Genomic DNA, 26,045 nt, shown 5'->3' with positions numbered 1-26,045 from the left:
TAGAGATCATTTAAGTATCGAATAGGAGTGAAGAGTGATGGATAAAGATTCACCTAAAGGTCCACTCAGCAACTGGCGTAAATTTGCGCGATTAATTAATGAGACGAAGCCTTCTAAGCTTCTGCTCATAACGGCTTTATTACTGAGCATAAGTTCGACTGCGGTATCGCTTATCATTCCCATGTTTACGAAGAATTTGGTGGATGGCTTCACGGTGTCAAGCATGGAGCCGATGCAGATTGTGCTATTAGCTTTAGCATTTGTCGTTCAGGCGATTGCAGGTGGATTATCAATCTATATGCTAAATGTGCTTGGGCAGCGAGTTGTGGCAAATTTGAGAGATCGTTTATGGCAAAAGCTGCTTGTGCTGCCTGTGTCTTATTATGATGAACATAAAACAGGTGAAACGGTTAGCCGTGTTACGAATGATACTGCGATTGTCAAAGGATTCATTACAGAACATATGGCTAGCTTCTTCTCAGGAATTATATCTGTTGTTGGTTCATTCGTTGTTCTTCTTTATCTGGATTGGCAGATGACTTTGATTATGCTCGCGATCATTCCGATGGCGGCGTTAATCTTGTATCCATTAGGCAGACAAATGTTCAAGATATCCAAGGGATTACAGGATGAAACTGCATCGTTCACTACCGTTCTTAGTCAGGTGCTCTCTGAAATTCGACTAGTTAAAGCATCGAATGCGGAGAAACGGGAATATGAGAAGGGGAAGCGAGGAATCACGAGTCTATTAAGATTTGGTATAAAGGAAGGAATTGTTCAATCGATTATTTCTCCCATTATGTCATTTGTAATGATGGCGCTGCTTGTTGTTATCATTGGCTATGGTGGACTTAGAGTTTCATCTGGAGCGCTGTCCGCTGGTGACCTTGTTGCATTTATTCTATATTTGATTCAAATTATTATGCCGATGAGTGTGCTCACGATGTCCTTTACACAGTTGCAGAAGGCAATTGGAGCAACAGATTATATGATTTCCGTTCTGGAGGAACAAGAGGAAGATCATATAGGCGGTAAAGATATACAGGATGCGAGCAAGCCGATTAGCGTTGAACATATTCATTTTGCTTATACAGTAGGCGAGAATATTCTTGAAGATATCAGCTTTACGATTCCGCAAGGAAAAGTAACTGCGATTGTCGGCCCAAGTGGAGGCGGCAAGACGACTTTATTCTCAATATTCGAGCGATTCTATACACCAACTTCGGGTATAATTAAATTAGGTCAGGAACCGATTACCAATTATTCTTTACAATCTTGGCGTTCGCATATTGGCTATGTGTCTCAAGAAAGTCCTCTAGTGGATGGAACGATACGAGATAATATTTGCTATGGTATGAACCGTGAGGTTACGCAAAAGGAAGTTGAGGAAGCTGCTAGAATGGCGTATGCGGACACCTTTATTCATGATATGCCCGATGGTTACGATACGGAAGTTGGAGAGCGCGGTGTGAAGTTGTCAGGTGGTCAACGTCAACGGATTGCCATTGCTAGAGCCTTGCTTCGGAACCCACAAATCTTGATGTTGGATGAAGCGACTTCAAGCCTTGATAGTAAATCCGAAATTATTGTGCAGCAGGCGCTTAATAATCTGATGAAAGGGCGCACAACTCTAGTGATTGCCCATCGATTGTCTACGATCGTGGATGCGGATCAAATTTTGTTTATTGAAAAAGGGAAGTTAACGGGCAGTGGCTCACATGATGAGTTATATCATCATCATCCGATGTATCATGAATTTGCCAAGCAGCAGCTTCGGATGCAAGGTCAGCTTAAGACTTCGTAATTCGGTTTGTCTAAGGAGGCATAGCTATCATGGTCACTCTATTAATCGTAGATGATGATACGCATATACGTGAATTGATTCGTGTTTTTCTTCTTAAGGAAGGCTATCGAATCAAAGAAGCTTCAGATGGCGTCGAGGCGCTTCAGATAATGGAGAGTAACAGAATCGATATGGTGATAACGGACATCATGATGCCGAATATGGATGGCTGGACGCTGTGTCAGGAGCTTAGGGAACAATATGACATTCCGCTTCTAATGCTTACTGCCAAAGGAGAAACCTCTCAGAAAATCAAGGGGTTCAATCTGGGTACGGATGATTACTTAGTGAAGCCCTTTGATCCGCTTGAATTAGTTGTTCGAGTCAAGGCGCTGTTAAAGCGATATCAGATTGCTGCTTCACAGGTCGTGCAGTTTGGAGTCGTATCGATGGACCGTCAGACTTATGAAGTGACTGTTGGAACTGATCAATATACGATCCCGATGAAGGAGTTTGAGCTGTTGTTCAAGTTAGGCGCTTATCCAGGCAAAACATTCTCCCGCGAGCAATTGATTGAGGATATATGGGGATATGATTTCGATGGCAATGAGCGAACGCTTGATGTTCACATTAACCGCTTGCGGGATCGCTTCTCGGAGAAAAACAGTTTGTTTCGTATAAAGACAATTCGAGGTCTTGGCTATCGACTTGAGGTGACGGAATGAGTTGGTCTAAAGTGTGGAAAGTCATTGTATTCATTGGACGAGTGATGTTTGCTGTTACTTGCATCATGTTGGTTTGGTCCCTTTCATACTGGATAAATCCTTATATTTTTAAGTGGTTCGGTTGGGAGATTACAGGGTATTGGGCGTATCTATTGCATGGCATTTTCTCATTATTATTGCTATCTATGGTAATGGCGTTATTCTTCCCTCGCGCGATCAAGAAACATTATGCTTTCACCAAGAAGATCAGTGATGCGCTGAGACGAATATCTAAGGGAGACTTTGATGTTCATATTCAGGCAGATAAAGACTTTGAACGAGAATATCGAGGGATTATTGAAGGCATTCATGACATGGCTGGAGAGCTTGGGCAAGCGGAAAAGATGAAACAAGAATTCATCAGCAATGTCTCGCATGAGATACAATCTCCACTTACCTCGATTCGTGGATTTGCGCGTGCCTTACAGGAAAACGATTTGACGGAAGAGGAGCGTAAGCATTATTTGCAGATTATCGAAATGGAGACGATGCGGTTATCGAAGTTAAGCGATAATTTAATGAAGCTAACCTCTTTGGAATCTAAAGGACAGAAGTTAGAGATGACAAGCTTTAGCCTAGATAATCAAATTCGTACATTAGTTCTAGCCAGTGAGCCCCAATGGTCGGATAAAGATTTGGAATTGGAGCTCGATTTGCAGAAAATCATGATTACAGCGGATGAGGATATGTTAAGCCAAGTATGGGTCAATCTCATCCACAATGCGATTAAGTTTACTCCGGAATCAGGTTCGATTGCAATCTCAATGAAGCAGGTTGGAGATCTAGCAGTTGTGAGTATTGAAGATACGGGGATTGGCATTGATCAGGAACATTTACCGCGCCTATTCGAGCGTTTCTTTAAAGCAGATGCATCTAGAAATAGGGCACTAGGCGGCAATGGACTCGGCTTATCGATCGTGCAAAAAATTATCACCCTTCATCAGGGAAGTATCGGTGTTCAAAGTGAAAGAGGTCATGGTACGAAGTTCGACATTAAGCTTCCCTTACAATCAAGACCTCTACAAGTGGATAATTCAGTTTTAGAGAATAAATAAACTTATTCGTTCATTGCCTTAAAATATCATTGCCCTGCTCTTGCCAAGCTTTTAGTCCGTCTTTGGTTGATTGCTTACCGAGCATTACTTTACGAAGCTCAGTACGACCCAGGTCCACCGCCTCGGTAACGGTTGGGTTTATTTGTTCTAATCGGTATTCATCGAGACCAGAGCTTAAGCCTATTGGCTTAATATTGCAGAATGCTTCGACATGATAATCTCTGCCAGAAGAATTAACAACTTGCTTGTAAGCAGATAGCTGCGAGTGATGGTCGATTTTGATTTTGGCCCAAGTTGGACTATTAATGAAACGAATAAAGGACCATGCATCTTGGGGGTTGGTCGCTCTAGTATTGATTGCCATGAGTCCTTGAAGTTCCACATTACTTACAGCTCCGGGATATTCGGGGTGGCAAGGAATCGTAGCAACATCCCAATCAATCCGGGAGTAGTTCGGTATTTGATCCGCATGTGCATCCAAATCGATTAGACGATTTAGTTGGTCATAGCTAATAATCGTCATCCCCAGAAGCCCTAGCTTAAAATAGTCATTCGGAAAGGCGCTATCACTTGCTAGGCTTTCGATCAACGGATTCAGGTTGTTCGGATCATGTACAGGTGGTGTAATCCCTTGCTCTTGTAATTGATAGACTGTATTCCAAGCCTTTTCCCAATTGCCATTATCCACAGTCATAGCATCTACTGTTGCATTTACATAATTCAATTGCAAGGGGTCTGTATATACACGCATTGCGCTAAAAGTATCTTGCCTTCTCTGTGGATTGAAGGAGAAACCGTAGATCGGAATCTTTCCGTCTTGCTTGCTGCTTATACGCCGAGCAAGTTCAAACGTTTCATCCCAAGTCATATTGTCATGCGGATAAGGAACACCTGCATCATCGAAAATTTGTTTATTATATAGAAGAGCAGATGAATTAAACAAAGGTGCCATTGCATAAATTTGTCCATCCGGACTTAAATTTCGAATGCCTTCATAGACAGCAGGGACATAATTGCTAAAATCATATTTTGCATCTACTAATCTACTATCTAATGGAGATAACAGATTCTTCTCCAGCATTTCAGACATCTGATTAGCATTTAGCATGACGACATCTGGCGGATCAGCCCCTTCCATTAATTGAAGCATGGAATGGAACGGATCCTCTTCAAGATGAGTATCCATAATTTCAAGATGAATATTCGGATGATTATATTCAAAGATATTCGTATATTTCATACGGAAATATTCATCATCTTCTCCAAACCCTTCACTCGTTGCGATGCGAAGTGTTCTCTCTTGTACTGGCTTAGCCTCCTGTCCGTTGAAGGCGCATGCAGTCATCATTATCGCAAATAGAATAATAGTTAAGCTTACAGTTAATAGGTTTCTCTTGATCATCTACACTACCCCTCCATCTGATCCATATGTATTGCTGCTACAGGTAAAATAGAATCATGGTTTCGAATCTTAAAGATATGAGGATTATAGCATACAAAGAACCACTGAAACGAATTTCAGTGGTTCCTCCTTGTGTGTAATTATCTTACAGGTACAATGGTGGTTGAACCCGATGATGCGCCTGAATCTGTGGCAGGTCCATTCGGATTAGCTTTGATTTGCTGAAGAATGTTATCCCCTTGTTCCTGCCAGCTTTTGAGTCCATCCTTAACAGATTTATTACCTGCGAGAACTTCTTGAAGCTCATTTCGTCCTGGGTTCATTGCTTTTTGTAAATTAGGCTTCTCACGGTACATTCGATAATAATCGTTACCCATAAATGAAGATGGTTTCACATTGTAGAACGCCTCAATGTTAAAAGTTTCTCCATTCTTTGGTTTAATATAGCTTTTGCGGGCAGTTAATTCATAGCTGCCGCCGGCTTTGATTTTGGCCCATTCTGGGCTGTTAACGAACTTTATGAGCTTCCATGCATCTTCTGGATTCGTTGCTTTAGAGCTGATGCCCATTAAGCCTGACATATTGAAATTCGGAACCACTCCAGGATTTTCAGGGTGACTTGGGATGGTTACTACGTCAAAATCAATCGGCGTGTAGTCCTTGATTTGGCTGCTATTCTTATTGGCATCGATGATTTGTCCAAGTTGCCCATAGCTAATAATGGACATTGCTACACGGCCAGACATGAAACGATCATGTGAGAATGGTCCTCTATTTTCCTCGTAATTAAATTGTTCGTTCACACTTGGTGTTATTTTATCCTTCTGCAATTGAGTGAGTTTATTCCAAACCTTCTCCCATTCTGGCGTATCGACCGTCATTTTCTCACCAGCCTCATCAAAATAGCGAAGCTGCAATGAATTAGTGTAGACGTTCATGTCTTCAAATGCATCGCCCCATCTATATGGCGTGAAAGAGAAGCCAGAGATTGGTTTGTCTGCATCTGGCTTGGAAACCCGCTGAGCAAGTGCAAAGATATCATCCCAAGTCATATTATCGCTAGGAGGCTCGACTCCTGCATCGGCAAACAGCTTTTTGTTATAGACAAGTGCAGATGAATTAAAGATTGGAGCTAAGGCATACATTTTGCCATCAGGGCTTAGGTTTTTGATCCCTTCATAGACAGCAGGCACATAATCCGTTGTATCAAATTTGTCCTCTGCCATTTTACTATCAAGTGGAGATAATAGATTCTTTTCTAACATGATAGACATTTGATCATAGCTCATCGCGATCAGATCTGGCGGATTTGGGCCTTCTATCATTTCTTGCAGGGTTTGAACCGGATCTTTGAATGTTTTGGCAGACTGACTATCGTCATTGCCATAGTAATAATTGAACTTCTCGCTCTCATCACGAACGGAGACAATTTCAATCTTAATATTCGGATTATTAAATTCAAAAATATTGGTGAATTGTTGACGGAAATATTCATCTTCTCCATCATAAAGTTCGCTTGTCGCAATGCGTAGAACGCGTTCTTCCTTGTCACTAGCCTTTCCCCCAAATGAACAAGCAGTGAGCAAAGGCACTAACATGATACCTGTAAGTGCGATTGAAAGTATTTTTTTTCCATTAAACTGCAAATCTCTCATCCTTCCGCTATATTTTTTATATGTACACTTAAGATTTTACCTAATATTACATGCTATTACAAACTTCATGCAGTTTTACCGATAGTAAGTATATCGAAATGGAATCCAATAGAGTCGATCGGACCTTTGCTCATGAGTCACTCAACTTGGACATAAATGGATTCAATTGTGCTACAATAAATTTGGAAACTGTAGATAGAGAGCAACATTTAAGAGGTGGATGAGCTTGAGAGCAATTGTTGTGGATGATGAATGGCTAGCATTACAAAAAATGAAAAAGCTATTAGAAGAACAAATTAGTAGTGACTATTCCCTAGAGTTAGTAGGGGGTTATCAGGACTCTTATTCTGCAATTGAGACAGCCTCCAAAGAAACACTAGATTTAGCATTTATCGATATTGAGATGCCTGAATTAGACGGATTTGAACTAGCTGAGCGATTATTGGATGTTCAACCTAATCTACGGATCATTTTTGTGACGGCCTATCATGAATATGCAGTCAAAGCTTTTGAGGTAAATGCACTTGATTATATAATGAAGCCCGTGCATCATGACCGATTGACGAAAACACTTCAAAGAATGATAGATTCAGGTAACACAGGAATAGCAGCAAATAAAGGGACAAATCGAACAATGCTCTGCTGTTTGCAGAACCTGCATTATGTTGATCAATGTGGGGATACGCAGCCCTTTCCTTGGAAAACGCTCAAAGCCCCTGAGTTATTCGCCTACCTCGTACATTATCGGGACAAAACTGTGAGCAAACAATCGTTAATTGACTTGTTATGGCCAGACTACGACACTGAGAAGGCTACTACACAATTACATACTGCCATCTATCAAATTCGTAAAATTATCAAAACGGCTGGCTTTGATCTTGAGATCAAATATAAGGATGAAGGGTATCGATTGATTTGGGGAGAAATGAGGCTTGATGCGGAAGAATGGGAGAATAGTGTACGTCAGCTGCCACCTATTAGTTCGGAATCGGTTGAAAAGTATCAGTCAATAATGGTATCATACACAGGTGATTTTTTGGAGGAGCATCGCTATCAATGGATAGAGTACGAACAAGAGAGACTCCGGTTAATTTGGCTCGACCCTGTGAAGCAATTAGCCGAATACTATGCATCTCTCGGTCAATATACCGATGCCATTCTGCTGTATCAGCAAATAAGAGAAAGATTGCCTTTTGCTGAGGATGGTTATTTTGGATTGATGCGGGTTTACGATAAGCTAAACTATCAATTAGAAGTGAGAAAACAATATCAACTTATTTCGGATATTCTTCAAGAAGAGTTTGATGGAGAGCCTAGCCAGGAATTAACCGAATGGTATCTTGAGTGGAGTAAAGGGCCTAATTGATATGAAAATGAAAATGATCGCTGGAACGCTCATTCTGATTGGCATCATGATTCTCGTCTTCCCCAAAGCAAGCGAGCTCTATTATGATTACCAGCAGCAGAAGCTGGTGAAAGAATGGCAGAATAGTCTTCTTCAAATTGATAACGGTGATGATCACGTGGATAACGATGCTCAGGATACTGGGCAATCTTCCGCAATGGGTACGGATGAATTAACGCGCACGACCAGCGAAATTGAAGCGACACCAACAGCTAAGCCTGATTTTAGCAGCTACAAGAATATGGAGGGCATACTGTCTATAGAAAAAATCGATCTAATGCTCCCTATTCTGCATGGTGCGACGGATATAAATATGAAAACGACGGTTGCCAGCATTGAGAACACAGGCAAAGCAGGCGAACTCGGTAATTATGCCATCGCAGGACATCGTAACTTTACATACGGTCGGAATTTCAACAGACTGGATGAAATGGAAGTCGGCGACAAGATCGATGTCGATAATGGCGATCATCAATTTACATACACCGTCACAGAGAAGCTGTACGTGAAGCCAGAGGAAGTATGGGTATTAGAAGGGAACAAGAAGGATAAGGAGATTACCCTGGTTACTTGTCACCCTATGGTAGATCCTACTCATCGTCTTATTGTTAAAGGGAAGATAATCGATTAAGGGACAAGCGTATACCCTACCTATATGTGAATATAGGTAGTTTTTTGTCGTTTGGGTCATATTCAGAAAATATTCAACGGGCATCTGTATAGTTAATTTGATAAGTATCGACTTGGACTGACAGCAGGAAACAGCACGAATTGCGCTATCCGAATTGATCAAATGATCATCTAAAGGAGGAGGCTGGCTTACTGTTTAAGTTTTGCATGACAAAAAAGTTGAAAGAAGTATGAGAGGTGAAGGTTTAAACAATGTATAAATTAAAGAAAGCAATGCATGTATTTCTTATTATGGCCTTATTCTTGAGTTTTGTTGTGCCAACTTCGGTGGTGAGGGCGGACGGGCCTAAGAATCCGCTGGAGGAAAGTAAGATTAAGGAGAATATCATAACAAGTGTGTCTATGTGGGATCAAGCGCCTTTAATAGAAACAGATAGCGAAACGGAGCTATCACACTTTGAGCCGCAAGGAAATAACCTGGTGGATATTCGCCCTGATATCGATAGTGAAGCAGCTGTTATATTTGAGTGGGAACTTAAGAATGAATCTGGCAAATACCATGAAGGTGACACTTTTGTCTTTAGACTTCCAGATAAGTTTAAAGTATCCGGCATAAAACCTGGTCTACTTGACGGAGGAGCAGGAAATTATACGGTTTCTGACGATGGTATCGTTACGTTTACTTTTTCAGATGCAATTAATGATGGTACAGGTTTAAAAGGGAATTTTTACGTTTGGAGTAAATTTGATAAAAGCAAGTTTTCGGGTGGTACTAAACAACCTATTGATTTTGAATTTGAAGGAATTCTGCCAATAGAAGTTCATTTCAAGAATAAGAACATGACTGAAATGGATAAATCAGGTGTTCCAGATAAGGTGAAGAATCCTGGTAAGATCAGCTGGCAGGTTGATTTTAATAAGGGAGAAGAGAAGATCGATAATGCAATCTTTAAGGATGAACTTCCTGATGGATTGGCAATAGATAAGAATTCGATCATTGAGGTGTATGAACTAGAGGTTCAAATAGATGGAACTGTCAAGCAAGGTCAGGAAGATTCAACTAAAGCGGCTGTTGTAGCTGCTGATGGCAAAAGTTTTGAAATCCACTTTGGAGATATTGATAAAGCTTATCGGGTTAAATATGCAACTACTGTAGCACCAATCCTCGAAGACCCATATAAAGGGGCATATACTAATAAAGCAACGGTTACTGGAACTATTAATGAAAATCCATATCTACAGACCGAGTCAGATCGCGTACCAGTTGAGTTCAGTAAACCTCTTGATAAAACATCAGAGTATGATCCTGCTACACAAACGATGACTTGGACAATTCAGTATAATTACAATGAGCAGCCGATAGATAAAGATGATGCTTGGATAGAAGATCTCTTCGATGATAGTCAAGAATTAGTTGGTGATATTGATGTTCACCAAATGACGATTAATGATGATGGATCAGCTAAACAAGGTGGGGCTGTAACCAATTTTGAGGTTACACCATTAACAGATTCAGTCAATAAAAAAGCAGGGTTCAAATTAAAATTTGATGCTAAAATTACTTCGGCATACGAAATTAAGTATACGACTAAATCGATTGAACGTATTTATGGTGATTCTGTTAAAGTAAATAATGAAGTTAAGATGTTTGACGGGACCACTGCAACAGCTAGTGGAAACAATGTTCAAAAAATATTTTGGAAGCATGTAGACAGTGTGGATTTTGCAAACAAGAGGATTAATTGGAGAATTAATCTTAACGATGATAACCTGTCGATGACAGGTGTCGTTATAACGGATAGCTATATTGGTAAAAATATGAAGCTGGTTGAAGATAGCATCGTAATTTATGGGATTGAAGTAAATTCGGATAAAAAGAACTATACCGTCGAGGAAGATCCAAGTTACGATAAAGGATTCAAAATTACATTTAATAACAAAATTGAATCAAGTCATGTAATTAAATATCAGACAAGCTTTGATTCTACAAAGCCTATTCCATCAGGTGGGTATACGAACAAGGCGACACTTGACTGGGTGGAAAAACCAACACAAATCAAAATGGAAAAGTCAAAGACTCCTGATATTGATAATTATACGAAGAAGAATGGTAAGAAAACGGGCACGTATAATGCCAATTCAAAAGAAATTACGTGGACGATTGATTTGAATTATAATCTTCACGACATTACGGAAGCTATAATTCAGGATACGTATGGCAAAGGGCAAACATTTGTAACGGGTTCATTAGATATCAAAAAATTAAAGCTTTCCGGTGGGGAGAATGGCGTAGAGCCTGAACTAACACCAATACCCCCTAAGGATTTTAAGGCCACAAAAGATGCTGATGGCAATGAAGGTTTTAGATTAAATCTTGGTTCAATTCATGAAGCTTATCGTATTACGTACAAGACCAGTTTAGCAGGCTTCCCTGTAGAAGCAGTATACAAGAACCATGCAACATTGCAGGACGGAGACTCTACTGATTATCTTTTCGAAGAAACAGCAACTGTTAATCCTAAATACGGCGGAGAGTTTATTGAGAAATCTGGAAAGCAAGGAACAGGTAAAGATGTCGATATCGCCTATTGGACAGTTAATATTAATCGCAGCCAATCTCACATTGAGAAGAATTCTGTATTAACAGACTCACTTAATAAGTCTAATGATGGTGAGCCTTTGCATTTTTACATTAAAGATTCATTCAAGCTCTATAAACCGGGAGTCAACGGCAATGGAACGATTGGTGCAATAAATGACAAAAACTTGGTTAATCCATCTGAGTATGAATTAGAAGTGCTTAATGATAAGTTTAAGCTAACATTCAAAGAAAAACTGGATACTGCTTACATTTTAACGTATCAGACATTTATAAATGCTGGTGATAAGCAGCAAATTAGTAATGAAGTTAAATTTGCTGGACAAAGTCAGACGACAGTAGAGAAGAATGATGGAGGTCAATTTGAAGCCAAGTTTTCTAGTGCTGGTGGAGGAGCAGCTCCTACTGGTAAACAAAAGCTTAAAATTGTCAAAGTAGATGATTCAAATCAACCATTAGCAGGTGCAGAATTTGAGTTATATAATGAATCAGGATCCATTCTTCTAGAAACTTTTGTGAGTGGCGAAAATGGTGTAGCAGAAACCAAGAACTCATATAAGTTCCATGAAGATAAAGGTATCAAATACATGCTGAAGGAGAAATACGCTCCAATAGGTTATGTAATTGCAGACAACGAATTAGTAACAGGCAAAGTAATTGATTTTAAAGGGAATGCAGTTTCGATTAACATTATTAATCCCAAAGTTAAGCAAGGCGTAATCTTAATGAAAGTTGATGATCTTCACAGTAAAGGCTTAGAAGGTGCCAAGTTTAAACTGCAGAAACAGAATGGGTCCGTATATGAAGATGTACTTGGAAAAACTGACTTAATGACAGATACTCAGGGTAGGATTACGCTTCCTAATCTTGATCCGGGCAAATATCAATTGATTGAAACGAAAGCCCCGCTTGGATATACATTGGATGCATCACCAGTAGATTTTACAATCCAAGCGAATCAAACGGTTGTTGAGACTAAAACCAAAGTGAATTCAATTATCGATACTGGTTCTGTAACGTTAGTCAAGGAAGACCGCTTTAATCATCATCTTCTTGAAAATGCAGAGTTTAATCTTATGCAAGTCATGGATTCCAATGACCCATCACAAGATAAACTAATTGAAAGTGGACTCAAAACGAATGGTAGTGGAGAGATTCATGTTCCTGATCTAAAAGGTGGAAGCTACTATTTTATTGAGACGAGTGCACCAAAGGACTATGAATTAAATTCCCAAGCTGTTCCATTCACCATTGAGGATGGGGCAGAGGATGTTACAGTTACAGCCTCTAATGATTTAACACCAGGGATTGTGAAACTTACGAAGGTTGAGAACGGTCATCCAACAGTTGTTCTTTCAGGAGCAGAATTTAAGCTTCTAGATGAGAATAAAGTTCCCGTTAAAGATTCAAACGGAAATGAGATAACTGGTATAACCGATTCTAAAGGTGAGCTAACAATAACAGATCTCAGACCTGGCAAGTATTATTTTGAAGAAATCAAAGCGCCAAATGGTTATACGATCAAGAATAAATATTCAGAGTTCGAAATCGTTAAGAATAATGTAACGATGGTTAACGTTGAGAATTACCGCCGCAGCACAGGCGGTGGCGGTGGCGGCGGCGGTGGTGAGAATGGCGGTACTCCAACCCCGACTCCTACACCAACCCCAACACCTACGCCAACGGTGACTCCTACACCAACACCTACACCAACACCGACACCAACGCCGACGGATCCAACTGATCCTAATGGTAACGGTGGTACAGGAAACAATGGTGATAATGGAGGTAACAACGGCGATAATGGAAATAACGGAACCAAGGGTGATGGTGACGACAAAGGCGATGGCGGCAAAGGTACAGGTAATTTACCGACTGACGGTAATCAGAAGCCTGGCGGAGTTCTTCCGAAAACGGGTGAAGAAAGCGGACTGCCTCTGCAGCTAGCCGGACTTGCGTTCATTATTCTAGGTGCTGCATTATTGATTTTCAGAAAGAAACGTACGCATAACTAGTGAAAAATAAATAAAAGGTTGAGCAGTGTAATCCTACTGCTCAACCTTTTTTTGTATTTGATTGCTTTGGATGTAAAACATGCAGTCAAATCATACATTTAGAGAGGAATTTAGCTTTTGAATGCAATTTGTGCAGGCAAATGGGGGGTTATTACAGAATTTAACTAATGGCTAGTAATTAGCCTGTATAATATGCAGTCAAAGTTTCATTAACCTGTGATTTAGACTATTTTGCCTGTACAAAATGCAGCCAAACTTGCTCGATCAACTTTTCTCATCCACCCACCATCCACCCAACCTCAACAACAAACAAAGGACTATTCATAAATAGAATGATCTATCTATGAATAGTCCTATCTTTTATAACCGCTTATTCTTTAATCGATTTCCCTACCATGATGACGAACCAGATCAAGGCACCGCCGAGAATTGTATGACCAAGTCCTGCGATATGAGGCAAGCCAGCAAAATCAGTTCCGTTAATTTGCATGATTCCACGAGCAGCTAGTGCACCGACTGTAGCTAGCAAGCCTATGTGATACACAATGAACCAGCTTGAGAAGCCTTTGCGCTGATGAACTCCGAACTGTTTAGCTAGGATGAGAACGAGCAAGAAGAACAGGAATCCGAGTACCAGAATATGCGTATGGGTTGCTACTAATACGGTGTTGCCTGTGAAGTCACTATGCTTCGTTAACTCACGATAGGATAAGCCCGCAATCAGACCTAGAATGACATAGAATAGGGATGAATAATATAATTTTTTCATGAAGACAGCTCCTTAAAAGTTTGATTGTGATGTTGTGGTTTCTTAACCATTAAAGCCATAATGCTTGGTAGTAGTACCCCGCGAACGAGGAATGTATCAATAATGATCCCCATCGCCATCGTTAGTCCAAATAGGAATAATTCCTGTAGCGGCTGAGTAATCAAGACACAGAAAGTAGCTGCTAGAATCAGTCCTGCGGAGGAAATCACTCCACCTGTATAGGTAACACCGCGCTTGATCGCTTCTTTCCACTCATAGCTGCGTGCTTCTTCATTAATTCTCGAAACTAGCATAATATTGTAATCCACACCTAAAGCTACCATAAATACAAAAGTATAAAGCGGCAAGCGATAACTGATAGAATCATAGCCGAGCATCAGGTGATAGATCATCCAACCTAGACCAAGTGTTGCTGCGTAGGATAGCAGGATTGTCAGGATCATTAATAGAGCTAGCTTCAGCGATCTTGTCTGGAAGAGCAGCATAATCGTAATGAAGACGGTAATTAAGGAAAATAGGAGAATGGTATCTCTCGTATTCATTTCGCGTACATCTAGCTGTTCGGCTGTTTGCCCTGCATAGTGAAGCGAATAATCGACCGCATTCAGGTTGCTGGCCGCAAGTGAACTTGACGCATTTTCCCTCAAGGATTGCAGGGTATTAAGCGCTGCTTGGTCATAGGGATTGTCGCTCAATATGATCTGAAGTTTGATTGCCTTCTTATTGTCCGAGATAAAATTCTTTGGAAGCTTATCAGGGTTTGCAATCCAATCGCTTGAAATCGCTGGGTTAATCTCTTCGATCCCTGGCTGCCTCTTCAACTCATTCGTTAATAAAGTCAATTGTTTGATGAAACCCTCATTCAATTGAAGCTCTTTATCTGATTTCAATATCACGCTAACAGGGGCAAGCTCTCCCTTCGGATAATGCTGCTCCAGTAGCTCAAATCCCTGACGCGATGTAATGTTATCGGGAAAAGATTTCATCAGATTGAAGGAGTAGTTCATCGAGAATAAATTAAGTGCAGAACCAACGAGCAGCACGAGCAGAACAGTAGCTGAAACAATCGGCTTCTTGGTTACCATCGATCCAATACAGCTCCAGAAACGATGTGGCGCTTCCGTCTGTGCATCTAGCTTAGGAACGAAGGGCCAGTATGCTTTGCGACCTAGCAAAGTGAATATGCTTGGAATCAGAGTTAATCCTGCCAACAGGATAACGACAATCGCGACTGAGAATACTGGTGCAAAGTGATTATAGGGCTTGAAAATACATGCTAGCAATGTAAGCATAGCGATTAACACGGTACCGCCGCTGAATGCAATCGGCTCTCCCAGATGAGTCATCGTCATACGCATTGCCGTGTGCTTAGAGCCGATTTTGCGAAGCTCTTCTCGATAGCGAGAAACGATGAATAGGCAATAATCGGTCAATACAGCGAATAGCATAACCATCATGATCGAGGTCGCTGAATTATCGACTACGAACCATTCACTCTTCGCACCCAGTCCCAGTAGTCGATCAACTATTTGATAAACAACACCTGCAACAAGCAACGGAATAATGGCGAGAAGAGGTGAGCGATAGATGACGATCAACATAACGAGAATGAGACCAACCGTTGCGAACATGAGAACGAAATCGGCATTTTTAAACAGATTGATTGTATCCGCAGTAATTCCAGCAGGACCTGTAATTTCAAATTGAAGACCATTAGCGTTTAGCTTGTTGAATTGCTCCGTAATTTGGTTCAATGCTTGATAGTTTTGGTCTGAGCTGATATCTTTCTGCATCGCAATATTGATCAGCAATGAGGTTTGATCCTCAGATAGAATACTCTTCTTTACTTCATTCGGAAGCTTATGATAAGGGAGTGAGGACGCTACAAACTCTGGCTTGTCATCCGAAGTTAGCCACTCGCTTAATTGATTAATTTGCTGCTCATCATCCGCTGTAATTCCTGTAGGACGATGAAATACGAGCAAGGCGGTTAAGCCGTTCTTCGATGGATAATATTCATTCATAAGCTCAGTCGCGGTGGCGGAAGGCGTATTCTCATGTATGCTGCCTTCTTGGCTATTATGTGCGTACTGCTTGGAACCTGGTGCAATTACACTTAATAAAATGATAACGACAAGCCAGGCGGCTAAAATGATTTTGGCTCCTTTGGGATTACTAGTCCATTCGGCTAACTTGCGAAATCCACGTAACATAGGGTTGCTTCAACTCCTGTCTACACTCGGATATAGAGGTAATAGTAGAACAGAAATATGAACACCGTATGAACAGTCTATTACAAATGCGGAAGCTGTATAATGAAAGTTGTTCCGATCCCGATTTGACTCTGCACGTCAATCGTTCCACGATGCAAGCGAATAATCTGTTGAACAATTGATAAGCCTAAGCCGCTTCCGGATCGAGAGCGGTTTCTTGCTTTATCGACTTTATAGAATCGATCAAAAATATGCGGAAGCTCCTCTTCCGGAATACCGATTCCGTGATCCTGAATCGTCACAATGATCTGCTGCTCAATTCGAATATTGATCTGAATGGAAGAGCCGTGTTCGGAAAATTTAATCGCGTTAACCAATAGATTCGTCCATACGAGATGCAGAAGCTGTTGATCTGCGCGCACCTTGATCTCTGCCAGATCAAGTTCAATCATGATCTCTTTATCTGCCCATAACCATTCATTCGCGATAACAATCTGTCTGATTTGTTCATCCAAGCGATAGAGGGATGGTTTAATAACCCCGCTTTCCTTGTCGAGTGAAGCGAGAGTCAGAAGTTGCTTGCTTAATGAAGATAAGCGTCTGCTTTCTTCATCAATAATGTGAAGATAGCGTTCCTTATCGTTCGGGTTCGTCTCTTCATTCAGAATCTCATGAACAAAGCCTTGTATAGAAGTTAGTGGAGATTGGATCTCATGAGATACATTGGCAACGAACTCTTGCCGCATCTCATCAAGCTGCTTTAGTGACTCCGACATATGGGCAAAATGCCTGGCAAGTTCACCGATCTCGTCCTTACGATTCACATCAAGCCGAAATTCGTATTCGCCGTTTACAATTTTTTGTGTAGCGGTGGTTAGCGAACGAATAGGCTTTACAATATAGCGGGTGAAAATAATGATGAGCACTATACTAAATAATGCAGTAAACGTTAATAGCAGTGCCATAATATTTCGCACTTCCCCAATTTGCTGGGTTAAATCAGGTTTAATGAACAGAGCATAAGGCTTTCCGCTAATTTGAATCGGAATGCCGACACTATTGTGCAGACTATTTTCAAAATAACCCGCTATCGTAATGCGGCTGTTATTACTAATTGCACCGTAGTACACTTCTCCGTTCAGCACTTTCTGGACACGTTCTGGAGCAAGCTCTGTATTACCGAAAGCTCTGCCATAAAAATGGCTATGGGTACCGTCAGTCAAGAAGATCTGAAAACCCGTATTGGCCATATGGGGGAAATAATCATCCATGCTAAGTTCAGGTGATTTTGAATAGAGTGTTCTGATTTCCTTGGCAATATGGACTAATTTCTCCTCGTAGTACGTCTTTAAGTTCATTTGATAATGGATATTCGTCGCAAGCAGCCCTAAGATGCTGCTAATGATTCCGATTAAGAGCGCAATGAGGACGATTCGAACGTAGAGTGTTTTCATGATTCTTGTACCTCAAGTTTATACCCGATACCTCGAACGGTGGTGATGACAAAATCATCCGTATTACGGGCAAAGCGTTCACGTAGACGTTTAATATGCACATCTACAGTGCGGTTATCCCCGTTAAAATCAGCTCCCCATATGAGTTCCACTAATTGTTCCCGTGTAAAAATTTGTCCAGGGAAGCTCGCTAACTGGGATAGAAGCTCGAATTCCTTCAGAGGCAATGTCTCGATTTCGCCACCGTGGATCACTTCATAGCTCTTGCGATTGATCGTCGTATTGTTCAGTTTAATGACCTCAGACGAAACCATCCGATAACGACGAAGCAGTGCCTTGATTCGGAAGAGCAGTTCTTTGGGTTCAAATGGCTTAATCATATAATCATCGGTTCCGGCAAGGAAACCAGTTTCAATGTCTTTGGCTTGTCCCTTAGCTGTAAGCAGAATGACAGGGATATCATAATGTCCTCGAATCTCTTCTACGAGTTGCCAGCCGTTCTTCACAGGCATCATGACATCGATAACAGCCAAATGGATATTCTCTTGTTCGAGTATATTTGCAGCATGGCCACCATCCTCCGCTTCATGTACCCCGTAGCCTTCTCTCTTCAACATTAAGCTGACAAGCTCGCGAATATGCGGATCGTCGTCCGCGACGAGAATCTGTATGCTCATTGTGCTCCTCCTTGTAGAATAGAACTTGATCTCATTAACAAGATTATCCTTGCGTTCATTGATTTGCAAGCTCGGCCGGAAAGCACCCTTATGTAAGATGAGCACACCCAAACTAAATAAACGACTCCGTTAGGAATTTCCTCGGAGTCGTTCGTGTATTAGTCTGTTCCGCTTACTCGTTGCATATGGTGTTATAAAACGGGTGAGTGGAGGTTAGTCGTATGCATGTAATCGCAACGAAGCAATTACGAGATGTCAAGATTATTGAGCCTGCAAGCTATGAAGACCCTAGAGGCTTCTTTATGGAAAGTTATAACTCTCGAGAGTTTCAAGCTGCAGGAATTTCACTTGCATTCATCCAGGACAACCAATCCTTATCGAAGGAAGCGGGTATCATCAGAGGTTTGCACTATCAGCTAGAGCCCAAAGCACAGACTAAGCTGGTAAGAGTTCTAACTGGCGCTATATTCGATGTAGCTGTTGACCTTCGCAGAGGCTCTTCAACGTTCGGACATTGGACAGGCGTTGTGCTGAGTGAATCTAATCGCAGACAATTGCTCATTCCCAAAGGCTTTGCACATGGCTTTTGTACACTTGTTCCGAACACGCAGGTGTTCTATAAAACAGATGAATACTACACGCCTGAATGTGATCGTGGTATTGCTTGGGATGATGACTTTATTGGTATTGATTGGCCTGTCAGGAATCCGATGCTATCGCTCAAGGATCGCGATTTACCTAAATTAGATGAAGCCGAAATTAATTTTACAATCTAGGCGTTTTATTCAAATACGGTCAATTTCTCTTCAGCAGGCACACGAGGTCTTGCGTCAGGAATCATTTCCGGATAGCCGAGCTGCAGCAAGCCAACAACGCGTTCATCAGATTCAATGCTTAGCGCATGACGGAACTGTTCGGATTTAATAAAACCGCTTGTTTTCCATACCATACCGATTCCTTGCTCCCATGCAGCGAGCTGGAAGTTCTGAATAAGACTAGCGGTTGCTGCATAATCTTCTTCCCTACGAACAGGGTTCTCATCCTCTTTGACTACAACAACAAGATGGACAGGCACGTTATTCACAAGGTTATTGTAAGTTTTTTCTCCGATTTTCTCTTTATTCTCAGGAGTAAAGGATTCAACCACGGCATTAGCCATATGTTTCTTGCCTTCTCCTTGGACCAGGATGAACCTCCATGGTTCTGTTAGTTTATGATTAGGCGCCCAGATCGCCACATTCAATAACTCAATAATTAATTCTGTGGAGATAGGCGTATCTTTGAATTTACTTACAGAACGTCTTTCTTTAATAATGCTTTGGATTGTTGTCAAAAAAATTACCTCCATTGTGTCTAATCGTCTAATTACTGATAATAATTCTCAATACTCAATAATATATGATTGTTGATCAAGACATGTCAAGTAATTTAGTTTCTACACTACCTTGCATTATTCAGTACTGCATGTTATATTGATTTTACAGTAGTGATTATTGATCAGTACTATGAAATAAAATAATAGCTATCAATAATTGGAGGACGTAATGAATGTAATTATTCAGTTTAAAAAAGGTGTGTTGGAGCTTTGTGTGCTCGTCCTGATTCGGAAGAAGGATCAGTACGGCTATGAACTTGCACAGCAGCTTTCTAATTATATTGAAGTTGCAGAGGGTGCGCTGTATCCGCTCTTGCGGAGGCTCGTTAAGGAAGGGTACTGCGAAACTTATTTGCAGGAATCGAATGAAGGGCCGCCTCGGAAGTATTACAGGTTAACGCAATTAGGTGCCGCATATCTTAGCTTGATGGTTGCGGAGTGGAAGCAATTCGTAACAGGGATAAATCATTTGTTAGAGGATGGGAAGTAGGATGAATAAAGAACAATACATGAGAATTCTTGCAGAACAGTTAAGAAGTTTATCTTTGGCTGAGAGAAATGAACTGTTGTATGAATATGAGGCTCATTTTGCTTTTGGAATTCAGAGCGGTAAGACGGAAGAGGAAATTTGCAGCGAGCTGGGCAATCCTTATGAGATTGTTCAGGAAGTATTGCAAGAGCGCAATGAGCAGCATAGGAGTCATTCTCGTGATAACAATTACAACTACAGACAAGAACCCATTTCTCAGAAGTATAAGAAACAATCTTCATCAAGCGCAATTAGCAAGGTGTTCTTATCAATCGCATTTGGTTTCCTTACCATAATTGTCTTTCCCTTTGGGATAAGTATGTGGGCAATTTGGTTCTCATTAAGCGCTGCCTCTATTGCTTTTATCTTAAGTCCATTGCTTTGCTTTGCTGATTTTATGATGTATTCCGAGTTTGTTCCTGCGAAATGGTTTGCAGCCGTTGGATTGTTTGGCTTAGGTTTAGTATTAGCACCGAATATAAAATCTGTTTTCAAAGGGTTACTTAGAATGACAGCAGGATATTGCAAGTGGATGGCGGGAGTCGTTAGAGGAGGCAAATCATCATGAAAAAAATATTAATAGCACTAGGCATCATCTGCATGATAGTTGGGGGATTAGGGGTGGTATCTACGAATTTTAATTTTGGACAGAATTCTAGTGGAACTTTCTATGAGAAAGAGTGGACTTTTTCTAAGAATGAATTGAAGAACTTTAAGATAGACAGCAGCTTGGCGATCGATGTTCAGATGGTTTCAAGCTCTGATGATCATGGCTCGGTTCGTATATCAGGATCGGCGCCGGAAGAAGTAATCGCGCAAATTGAAGCAGCCAAAATTTCAAATGGAACGTTAGATTTGAATTTGCATGATAAATCGAAGTATTTTGCTTTCTTTAATTTTTCAGGTTCAGACAAGCAGAAAATTGTGATTACGATGTCAGAACAAGAAATTCTTGATTCCCTTACCACAAAAACAAGTTCAGGAAGTATGAATTTATCCAATCTTCGTGCGCATAGAGCCGATATTAGAAGCACCGCAGGAAGTGTATCTGTTGCTAATTTATATGCAGATCAAGCTAATGTAGCTAGTACATCAGGGAGTGTCTCCATTCTTGAATTGCTGGCTGATCAATTAGATGTGTCTAGTACAGCCGGTAGCGTTCGAGTCGATCAAGTATCTGCTGAGCGTATTAGTCTTGGGGCAACATCAGGTAGTATTAAGGGCGCTAAGCTGAAAGGCAATATACAGGTTTCAGCAAGTGCAGGAAGTGTGCGACTCGAACAGGTAACAAGTGATAACATTAAGGTCGAAACAACTTCAGGATCTATCCATTTGACAGATCTGATAACCAAATCAGCAGAAATAGAATCGTCAGCGGGTAGTGTCAGCTTAACTATTCCAGCAGGCTTTGGAGGTATGTATGACTTAAGATCGAGTTCAGGCTCCATCTCTGCCCCAGATTCAAAGAAACAAACGGATGAGGTTATTAAGGTTAGAACGACATCAGGCAGCATCTCGATCAAAGAGAAATAAGAATAGCACGTATGGAGCAGCAACTAGGATTTCCTGGTTGTTGCTTTATTTGTATCCCGCCTTCAGGGACGGTGAAACCGTTTCTTCTGGGTATATTTTTGTTAGCTGGCTGGCACAATAAGAGCCAAATGATGGTATCGATTTTATCGATCAGCTAGGAATGGGGTTGCAAATCAAATGCTAAAACAGAAAGTAAGCAGAGTTGTATTAATAGGCGCTGGATTCGTTGGCTCTAGCTATGCGTTTGCATTACTGAATCAAGGTATTGTCAGTGAACTTGTCATCATTGATCAGAATGAGCGCAAAGCAGAGGGAGATGCTATGGATCTTAACCATGGGATTCCTTTTACAACACCGATGCGTATTTGGGCTGGCGATTATTCGGATTGCAAAGATGCAGATATCGTCGTGATTACAGCAGGAGTGAATCAGAAGCCAGGAGAAACGAGACTTGATCTGATCGGCAAAAATTCAAGCATCTTCAAACAGATCGTAGCTTCGATTATGGAGTCTGGATTTAATGGTATTTTTATTGTGGCAACGAATCCTGTAGATGTGCTCACTTATGTGACGTGGAAATATGCTGGCGTATCCCCTGAGAGGGTAATAGGCTCTGGTACGATTCTGGATACGGCAAGACTTCGTTATATGCTTAGTGACGCCTTTCAAATGGATGCTCATAGTATTCAAGCTTACATTATGGGTGAACATGGGGATACGGAGCTGCCGATATGGAGTAATACTTATGTTGGAGCAAGACCAATGATGGATTATGTCACTGAGAATATGGGGATTACGCAAGCGGATTTAGATTATTATTTTACAAATGTAAGAGACGCTGCCTATCATATTATAGATCGTAAAGGAGCGACGTATTATGGGATTGCAATGGGGCTTGCCCGTCTAACGAAAGCGATTGTTCGCAGCGAGAATTCCATTCTGAGTGTGTCTTCCCTATTAACAGGACAGTATGGATTAGAGGATGTCTATATCGGAGTTCCATCCGTTATTAACCATACAGGTGTACGTGAGATTCTGGAGCTTCGGTTAACGGATGATGAAATGAGTAAATTCCATCATTCCGCGAAGGTGCTCAAAGAAGCTATTCAATCCATTAAGTTGTAACTTCAAGTATAATGAGGAAGGAAGTGTGAATAGAACAATTAGAGAAATGAGAGATGCTTATGAAGTTAGATCGACTGCTCTCCATCGTTATTTTGCTCATGAATCGCAGAATGGTTCAAGCCAAAGAGCTTGCTGATTTATTTGAGGTATCTGTGCGAACGATTTATCGCGATATAGAGGTGATTAATCAAGCGGGTATTCCGATTACGACTTCGCAAGGGGCAGGTGGGGGAATTGGTCTGATTGAAGGCTACCGATTAGATCGCAACTTGTTAACGAATCAGGAGCTTGCAGCTATCATGACTGCACTTCAGAGTGTCTCTACTCCATATCGGAATAATCAGAATAACATGCTGATGGAGAAAATAAATAGTATAATTCCTACGGCGCAGACAGATCAGTTTCAACGTATGACCCAGCAGTTTATCGTTGATTTCTCCTCTTGGGGGGTGAATCCCCATCTAGAGGATAAGTTGAATGTGATTAAGCAGGCGATTGAAGGATGCCAGGCGATTACCTTCACTTATTCCAATGCAGAAGGGCAAATTACGTCGCGCAGTGTGCATCCGTATACATTGATTTTAAAGCAGCAGAAATGGTATCTATATGCTCACTGTACGGATAAAAATGATTTCCGTATGTTTAAGGTGATGCGGATGAAGGATCTGATCATCCAAGAAGAAACCTATAGCCGACAAGATATTCCGATCGGAGAGCTGCCTTGGAATCAAGGGTGGATGGTCTCTAACAGTTCGTCTGAACGAATGCAGCTAGTGCTTCGTTTTCACAAAAGGATTAGGCATATTGCGGAGGAATGGTTCGGGGTGGAGCAGCTAGAGCAAGATAGCGAAGGGAATTATCGGATTATGATCGATTATCCAGAGGATAACTGGTTATACGGCTTCATTCTAAGCTTTGGGCAAGATGTGGAAGTGCTGCAGCCATCGCATATTCGTGATAGAATTCAAGCGATTGCCATGAATATTGTGAAGATCTACGAGCGTACGTAATAAACCTGACAATATGTTGTCAGGTTCCTTCATCTATAATGAGCTTATTCAGATAGAGGAGGAGTTACGAATGGAAGATTTCATGTCTTCACAGAATCATGCTGCAGCAGGTAGCTTAGAGCCAGTGAGAATTGAGCAGAAGGATGCGATGATTCTGGTTGGGATAGCAGAACGTACGACGAATATGCAGGAAATCACAGAGCAAGCAGTTATTCCTAAGCTATGGTCTCGTTATTATGAGCAAGGTATAAATACCTTAATTCCCGATCAAACAGAGCCTGGTGTTACATATGGATGCTACTGTGACTATGTGGACGGAGCGATGGGGGAATATACAATCCTCGTTGGTGTACAAGTAAATTCCGATCAATCCATGCCAGAAGGTGTCAAAGTGATCAAAGCTCCAGCAGCCAAGTATGCCGTATTCACCACTAGAAGAGGTCCTATGTCTACTGTGGTGGCAGAAGCTTGGCAGTCGATCTGGCAATGGTCCATGACTTCAGGATATGAGCGTACTTACACAGGGGATTTTGAAGTATATGATCGTATTCGCTGTGCGGACATTAATGATGTTGAAGTAGATATCTATATTGCGATTAAATAAATGAGAAAGCTGCCTTACGTTAAGAATCGGAAGGCAGCTTGTTTGTTTATGGACGAATCGGAAGCCAGTTCATTATTTCCTTTATGCTAGCATCGCTATAGTTCCAGTCATGGCTTGCATCTGGATGTTCTAAATAGGTGTAATCCAAATTTGTCTGCTCGCACGCTAGTCGGAATGTCTGGTTCATTTCATATAGGTAATCCTTGGTGCCGACACATTGATAGAACAGTGGCTGAACTTCATTGCTATCGTTAGTTTGTGCAAGCAAATGGATAAGATCATCCTCTGTTCCTATTGGATCATGCTCTCCGAAAATATATCGATAACGGTCCCCGAGTAAATTACGAATCGTAGTCGAGGTAATGTCTAAGGCCCCAGAGATGCTGGCAGCTGCCGCGAATTGCTCAGGGTGACGCAATGCCCATTTGAATGCGCCGTATCCCCCCATAGAGAAGCCTGCTACGAAGTTATCCTCCCTCGCTGATGACAGTGGGAAGAGAGAGCGCGCAACGACAGGTAACTCTTCTGTTATGAACGTCCAATATTTATTTCCATAAGTCATATCGGTATAAAAGCTAAGGTCTGCCTGCGGCATAACAACAGCAAGTTGATGTTCATTCGCATAACGCTCGATCAATGAATAACGTACCCAATTGGAATGATCGTCTGACATTCCGTGCAGCAGATAGAGTGTCGGATATCGACCATCATTTCGGCTATTCTTGGACTGATTTAGATGAGCAAATTGCTGCGGTATTATGACGGTCATAGTGGTTGTAAGCTGTAACACTTCTGAATAAATACTGCATGTGATTAGTGCCATCGTCAGAATCTCCTTTGATCTCAAGTTAAATATAATGTTTCAATGAGTGGATTTATTCTATCGAACCTTTGGCTATGATCAGCCTGCTTAATTCCGAGTTCTCAAATCTATATTTCACATCCACGCCCCATGGCTGAATTTCTAAGCCACTCATAACATAGATCGTTTCGGAAGATCCGTCAATGAATTTGATTTCCAAGCTTGCGTTGTAGCCGAAAGAATAATCTTGGGGTCCATTCCGAGTGATATTCGATTGTTTAATGAGCTCTACGATTCGCGCGATTTCATCGTTTGAATAGGAGTAGTCCCGCGTATGCATTTCAGCGATTAAGGCTGGTTGCATGCGCTCCTTAAATTTAGCCGGCCAGTTCGATTCATGTATGCTGCTGCTAATCGTAGAAATCAGTACAATAATGGCGATTATACTACCAATGATTCCGGACAGACGTTGAACGAATAAAGCGGCGTCGCTAGGCTCAGCGTCCTTAAACTTCCATCCGATCGTTAAATACCATCCAGCTTGCGGGGAGAATATATTAATAATTCCGAAAATAATGACAATAAGGAGAAAAATTATTAGCACCAATTTCACCTCTTTCAATAGGATCATAACATAGGAAAAAAT

The 26,045-nt window shown here is 41.2% G+C and carries 22 protein-coding genes; 13 read left to right on the top strand and 9 right to left on the bottom strand.

The genetic code is table 11. The annotated features are described in order from the left end of the window. The first annotated feature begins 37 nt into the window (after positions 1-37). From E0485_RS13445 to E0485_RS13435, 3 genes are read left to right on the top strand one after another with little or no spacing between them, the layout of a single operon-like run. Complete coding sequence (locus E0485_RS13445) at positions 38-1,804, top strand: ABC transporter ATP-binding protein (protein ID WP_132418570.1); 1,767 nt, start codon at positions 38-40, stop codon at positions 1,802-1,804. Between the two features lie 26 nt (positions 1,805-1,830). Further along, the gene (locus E0485_RS13440; protein WP_235857568.1) at positions 1,831-2,508 is read left to right on the top strand and encodes a response regulator transcription factor; all 678 of its coding nucleotides are present in this window, start codon (positions 1,831-1,833) and stop codon (positions 2,506-2,508) included. Then, a complete protein-coding gene (locus tag E0485_RS13435; protein ID WP_132418568.1) occupies positions 2,505-3,602 on the top strand; it encodes a sensor histidine kinase in 1,098 nt (365 codons plus the stop codon). Before E0485_RS13440 ends, E0485_RS13435 begins: the two co-directional genes overlap by 4 nt. Before the next feature lie 10 nt (positions 3,603-3,612). Here E0485_RS13435 and E0485_RS13430 read toward each other — a convergent pair whose 3' ends face one another. Then, positions 3,613-5,004 (bottom strand): ABC transporter substrate-binding protein, encoded by a 1,392-nt coding sequence (locus E0485_RS13430; RefSeq protein WP_132418567.1) that lies wholly within the window; start codon positions 5,002-5,004, stop codon positions 3,613-3,615. Positions 5,005-5,144: 140 nt separating this feature from the next. Next, the gene (locus E0485_RS13425) at positions 5,145-6,650 is read right to left on the bottom strand and encodes an ABC transporter substrate-binding protein (RefSeq protein WP_165921175.1); all 1,506 of its coding nucleotides are present in this window, start codon (positions 6,648-6,650) and stop codon (positions 5,145-5,147) included. Between the two features lie 229 nt (positions 6,651-6,879). Between E0485_RS13425 and E0485_RS13420 the strand changes: the two genes are divergently transcribed. The 3 genes from E0485_RS13420 to E0485_RS13410 all read left to right on the top strand — a co-directional run bounded on the left by E0485_RS13420 (position 6,880) and on the right by E0485_RS13410 (position 13,308). Then, positions 6,880-8,025 (top strand): response regulator, encoded by a 1,146-nt coding sequence (locus E0485_RS13420; protein WP_235857561.1) that lies wholly within the window; start codon positions 6,880-6,882, stop codon positions 8,023-8,025. A gap of 1 nt (position 8,026) precedes the next feature. After that, entirely contained in the window at positions 8,027-8,695 is a 669-nt protein-coding gene (locus E0485_RS13415) for a class D sortase (protein WP_132418564.1), read from the top strand. 251 nt (positions 8,696-8,946) lie between these two features. After that, the gene (locus tag E0485_RS13410; RefSeq protein WP_132418563.1) at positions 8,947-13,308 is read left to right on the top strand and encodes an LPXTG cell wall anchor domain-containing protein; all 4,362 of its coding nucleotides are present in this window, start codon (positions 8,947-8,949) and stop codon (positions 13,306-13,308) included. A gap of 370 nt (positions 13,309-13,678) precedes the next feature. Here the strand turns inward: E0485_RS13410 and E0485_RS13405 are convergent, their stop codons facing one another. From E0485_RS13405 to E0485_RS13390, 4 genes are all read right to left on the bottom strand, one after another. After that, positions 13,679-14,077 carry a DUF2871 family protein gene (locus E0485_RS13405; RefSeq protein ID WP_132418562.1) on the bottom strand — a complete coding sequence of 133 codons (399 nt, stop codon included), beginning with the start codon at positions 14,075-14,077 and terminating at the stop codon, positions 13,679-13,681. After that, the gene (locus E0485_RS13400) at positions 14,074-16,290 is read right to left on the bottom strand and encodes an MMPL family transporter (protein WP_132418561.1); all 2,217 of its coding nucleotides are present in this window, start codon (positions 16,288-16,290) and stop codon (positions 14,074-14,076) included. The genes E0485_RS13405 and E0485_RS13400 overlap by 4 nt, the downstream gene beginning before the upstream one ends. A gap of 80 nt (positions 16,291-16,370) precedes the next feature. Continuing rightward, complete coding sequence (locus E0485_RS13395) at positions 16,371-17,744, bottom strand: sensor histidine kinase (protein WP_132418560.1); 1,374 nt, start codon at positions 17,742-17,744, stop codon at positions 16,371-16,373. Then, complete coding sequence (locus E0485_RS13390) at positions 17,741-18,421, bottom strand: response regulator transcription factor (protein WP_132418559.1); 681 nt, start codon at positions 18,419-18,421, stop codon at positions 17,741-17,743. Before E0485_RS13390 ends, E0485_RS13395 begins: the two co-directional genes overlap by 4 nt. Positions 18,422-18,642: 221 nt before the next feature. Between E0485_RS13390 and rfbC the strand changes: the two genes are divergently transcribed. Continuing rightward, entirely contained in the window at positions 18,643-19,197 is a 555-nt protein-coding gene (gene rfbC / locus E0485_RS13385) for a dTDP-4-dehydrorhamnose 3,5-epimerase (protein WP_132418558.1), read from the top strand. 5 nt (positions 19,198-19,202) lie between these two features. On the opposite strand, the gene E0485_RS13380 is transcribed toward rfbC, so the two are convergent. Then, entirely contained in the window at positions 19,203-19,754 is a 552-nt protein-coding gene (locus E0485_RS13380) for a nitroreductase family protein (RefSeq protein ID WP_235857560.1), read from the bottom strand. Between the two features lie 211 nt (positions 19,755-19,965). On the opposite strand from E0485_RS13380, the gene E0485_RS13375 reads away from it, so the two are divergent. From E0485_RS13375 to E0485_RS13350, 6 genes are all read left to right on the top strand, one after another. After that, positions 19,966-20,286: a PadR family transcriptional regulator gene (locus E0485_RS13375; RefSeq protein ID WP_132418556.1), complete on the top strand. Its 321-nt coding sequence runs from the start codon at positions 19,966-19,968 to the stop codon at positions 20,284-20,286. 1 nt (position 20,287) lies between these two features. Further along, positions 20,288-20,893 carry a DUF1700 domain-containing protein gene (locus E0485_RS13370; RefSeq protein WP_165921174.1) on the top strand — a complete coding sequence of 202 codons (606 nt, stop codon included), beginning with the start codon at positions 20,288-20,290 and terminating at the stop codon, positions 20,891-20,893. Further along, positions 20,890-21,858: a DUF4097 family beta strand repeat-containing protein gene (locus E0485_RS13365; RefSeq protein WP_132418554.1), complete on the top strand. Its 969-nt coding sequence runs from the start codon at positions 20,890-20,892 to the stop codon at positions 21,856-21,858. Before E0485_RS13370 ends, E0485_RS13365 begins: the two co-directional genes overlap by 4 nt. Positions 21,859-22,035: 177 nt before the next feature. Beyond that, the gene (locus tag E0485_RS13360; RefSeq protein ID WP_132418553.1) at positions 22,036-22,983 is read left to right on the top strand and encodes an L-lactate dehydrogenase; all 948 of its coding nucleotides are present in this window, start codon (positions 22,036-22,038) and stop codon (positions 22,981-22,983) included. A gap of 59 nt (positions 22,984-23,042) precedes the next feature. After that, positions 23,043-23,993, top strand: coding sequence for a helix-turn-helix transcriptional regulator (locus E0485_RS13355; RefSeq protein ID WP_132418552.1), 951 nt, complete (start codon positions 23,043-23,045; stop codon positions 23,991-23,993). Positions 23,994-24,063: 70 nt separating this feature from the next. Further along, positions 24,064-24,597 (top strand): GyrI-like domain-containing protein, encoded by a 534-nt coding sequence (locus E0485_RS13350; RefSeq protein ID WP_165921173.1) that lies wholly within the window; start codon positions 24,064-24,066, stop codon positions 24,595-24,597. A 46-nt stretch (positions 24,598-24,643) separates the two neighbouring features. On the opposite strand, the gene E0485_RS13345 is transcribed toward E0485_RS13350, so the two are convergent. Further along, on the bottom strand, positions 24,644-25,420 hold the full coding sequence (locus E0485_RS13345) for an alpha/beta hydrolase (RefSeq protein ID WP_132418550.1): 777 nt from the start codon (positions 25,418-25,420) through the stop codon (positions 24,644-24,646). Between the two features lie 52 nt (positions 25,421-25,472). Next, complete coding sequence (locus E0485_RS13340; RefSeq protein WP_132418549.1) at positions 25,473-26,003, bottom strand: DUF6199 family natural product biosynthesis protein; 531 nt, start codon at positions 26,001-26,003, stop codon at positions 25,473-25,475. Positions 26,004-26,045 lie beyond the last annotated feature (42 nt).

It is taken from the genome of Paenibacillus albiflavus, from assembly GCF_004344915.1.
Lineage (GTDB): Bacteria > Bacillota > Bacilli > Paenibacillales > NBRC-103111 > Paenibacillus_AM > Paenibacillus_AM albiflavus.
This window is presented reverse-complemented; position numbering and strand designations above follow the sequence as displayed.

Coding starts and splice junctions, on each gene's coding strand:
- E0485_RS13415 (WP_132418564.1), top strand. CDS start 8,027: ATGAAAATGAAAATGATCGCTGGAACGCTCATTCTGATTGGCATCATG.
- E0485_RS13445 (WP_132418570.1), top strand. CDS start 38: ATGGATAAAGATTCACCTAAAGGTCCACTCAGCAACTGGCGTAAATTT.
- rfbC (WP_132418558.1), top strand. CDS start 18,643: ATGCATGTAATCGCAACGAAGCAATTACGAGATGTCAAGATTATTGAG.
- E0485_RS13410 (WP_132418563.1), top strand. CDS start 8,947: ATGTATAAATTAAAGAAAGCAATGCATGTATTTCTTATTATGGCCTTA.
- E0485_RS13360 (WP_132418553.1), top strand. CDS start 22,036: ATGCTAAAACAGAAAGTAAGCAGAGTTGTATTAATAGGCGCTGGATTC.
- E0485_RS13395 (WP_132418560.1), bottom strand. CDS start 17,744: ATGAAAACACTCTACGTTCGAATCGTCCTCATTGCGCTCTTAATCGGA.
- E0485_RS13375 (WP_132418556.1), top strand. CDS start 19,966: ATGAATGTAATTATTCAGTTTAAAAAAGGTGTGTTGGAGCTTTGTGTG.
- E0485_RS13405 (WP_132418562.1), bottom strand. CDS start 14,077: ATGAAAAAATTATATTATTCATCCCTATTCTATGTCATTCTAGGTCTG.
- E0485_RS13370 (WP_165921174.1), top strand. CDS start 20,288: ATGAATAAAGAACAATACATGAGAATTCTTGCAGAACAGTTAAGAAGT.
- E0485_RS13430 (WP_132418567.1), bottom strand. CDS start 5,004: ATGATCAAGAGAAACCTATTAACTGTAAGCTTAACTATTATTCTATTT.
- E0485_RS13420 (WP_235857561.1), top strand. CDS start 6,880: ATGAGCTTGAGAGCAATTGTTGTGGATGATGAATGGCTAGCATTACAA.
- E0485_RS13400 (WP_132418561.1), bottom strand. CDS start 16,290: ATGTTACGTGGATTTCGCAAGTTAGCCGAATGGACTAGTAATCCCAAA.
- E0485_RS13435 (WP_132418568.1), top strand. CDS start 2,505: ATGAGTTGGTCTAAAGTGTGGAAAGTCATTGTATTCATTGGACGAGTG.
- E0485_RS13390 (WP_132418559.1), bottom strand. CDS start 18,421: ATGAGCATACAGATTCTCGTCGCGGACGACGATCCGCATATTCGCGAG.
- E0485_RS13345 (WP_132418550.1), bottom strand. CDS start 25,420: ATGGCACTAATCACATGCAGTATTTATTCAGAAGTGTTACAGCTTACA.
- E0485_RS13355 (WP_132418552.1), top strand. CDS start 23,043: ATGAAGTTAGATCGACTGCTCTCCATCGTTATTTTGCTCATGAATCGC.
- E0485_RS13350 (WP_165921173.1), top strand. CDS start 24,064: ATGGAAGATTTCATGTCTTCACAGAATCATGCTGCAGCAGGTAGCTTA.
- E0485_RS13365 (WP_132418554.1), top strand. CDS start 20,890: ATGAAAAAAATATTAATAGCACTAGGCATCATCTGCATGATAGTTGGG.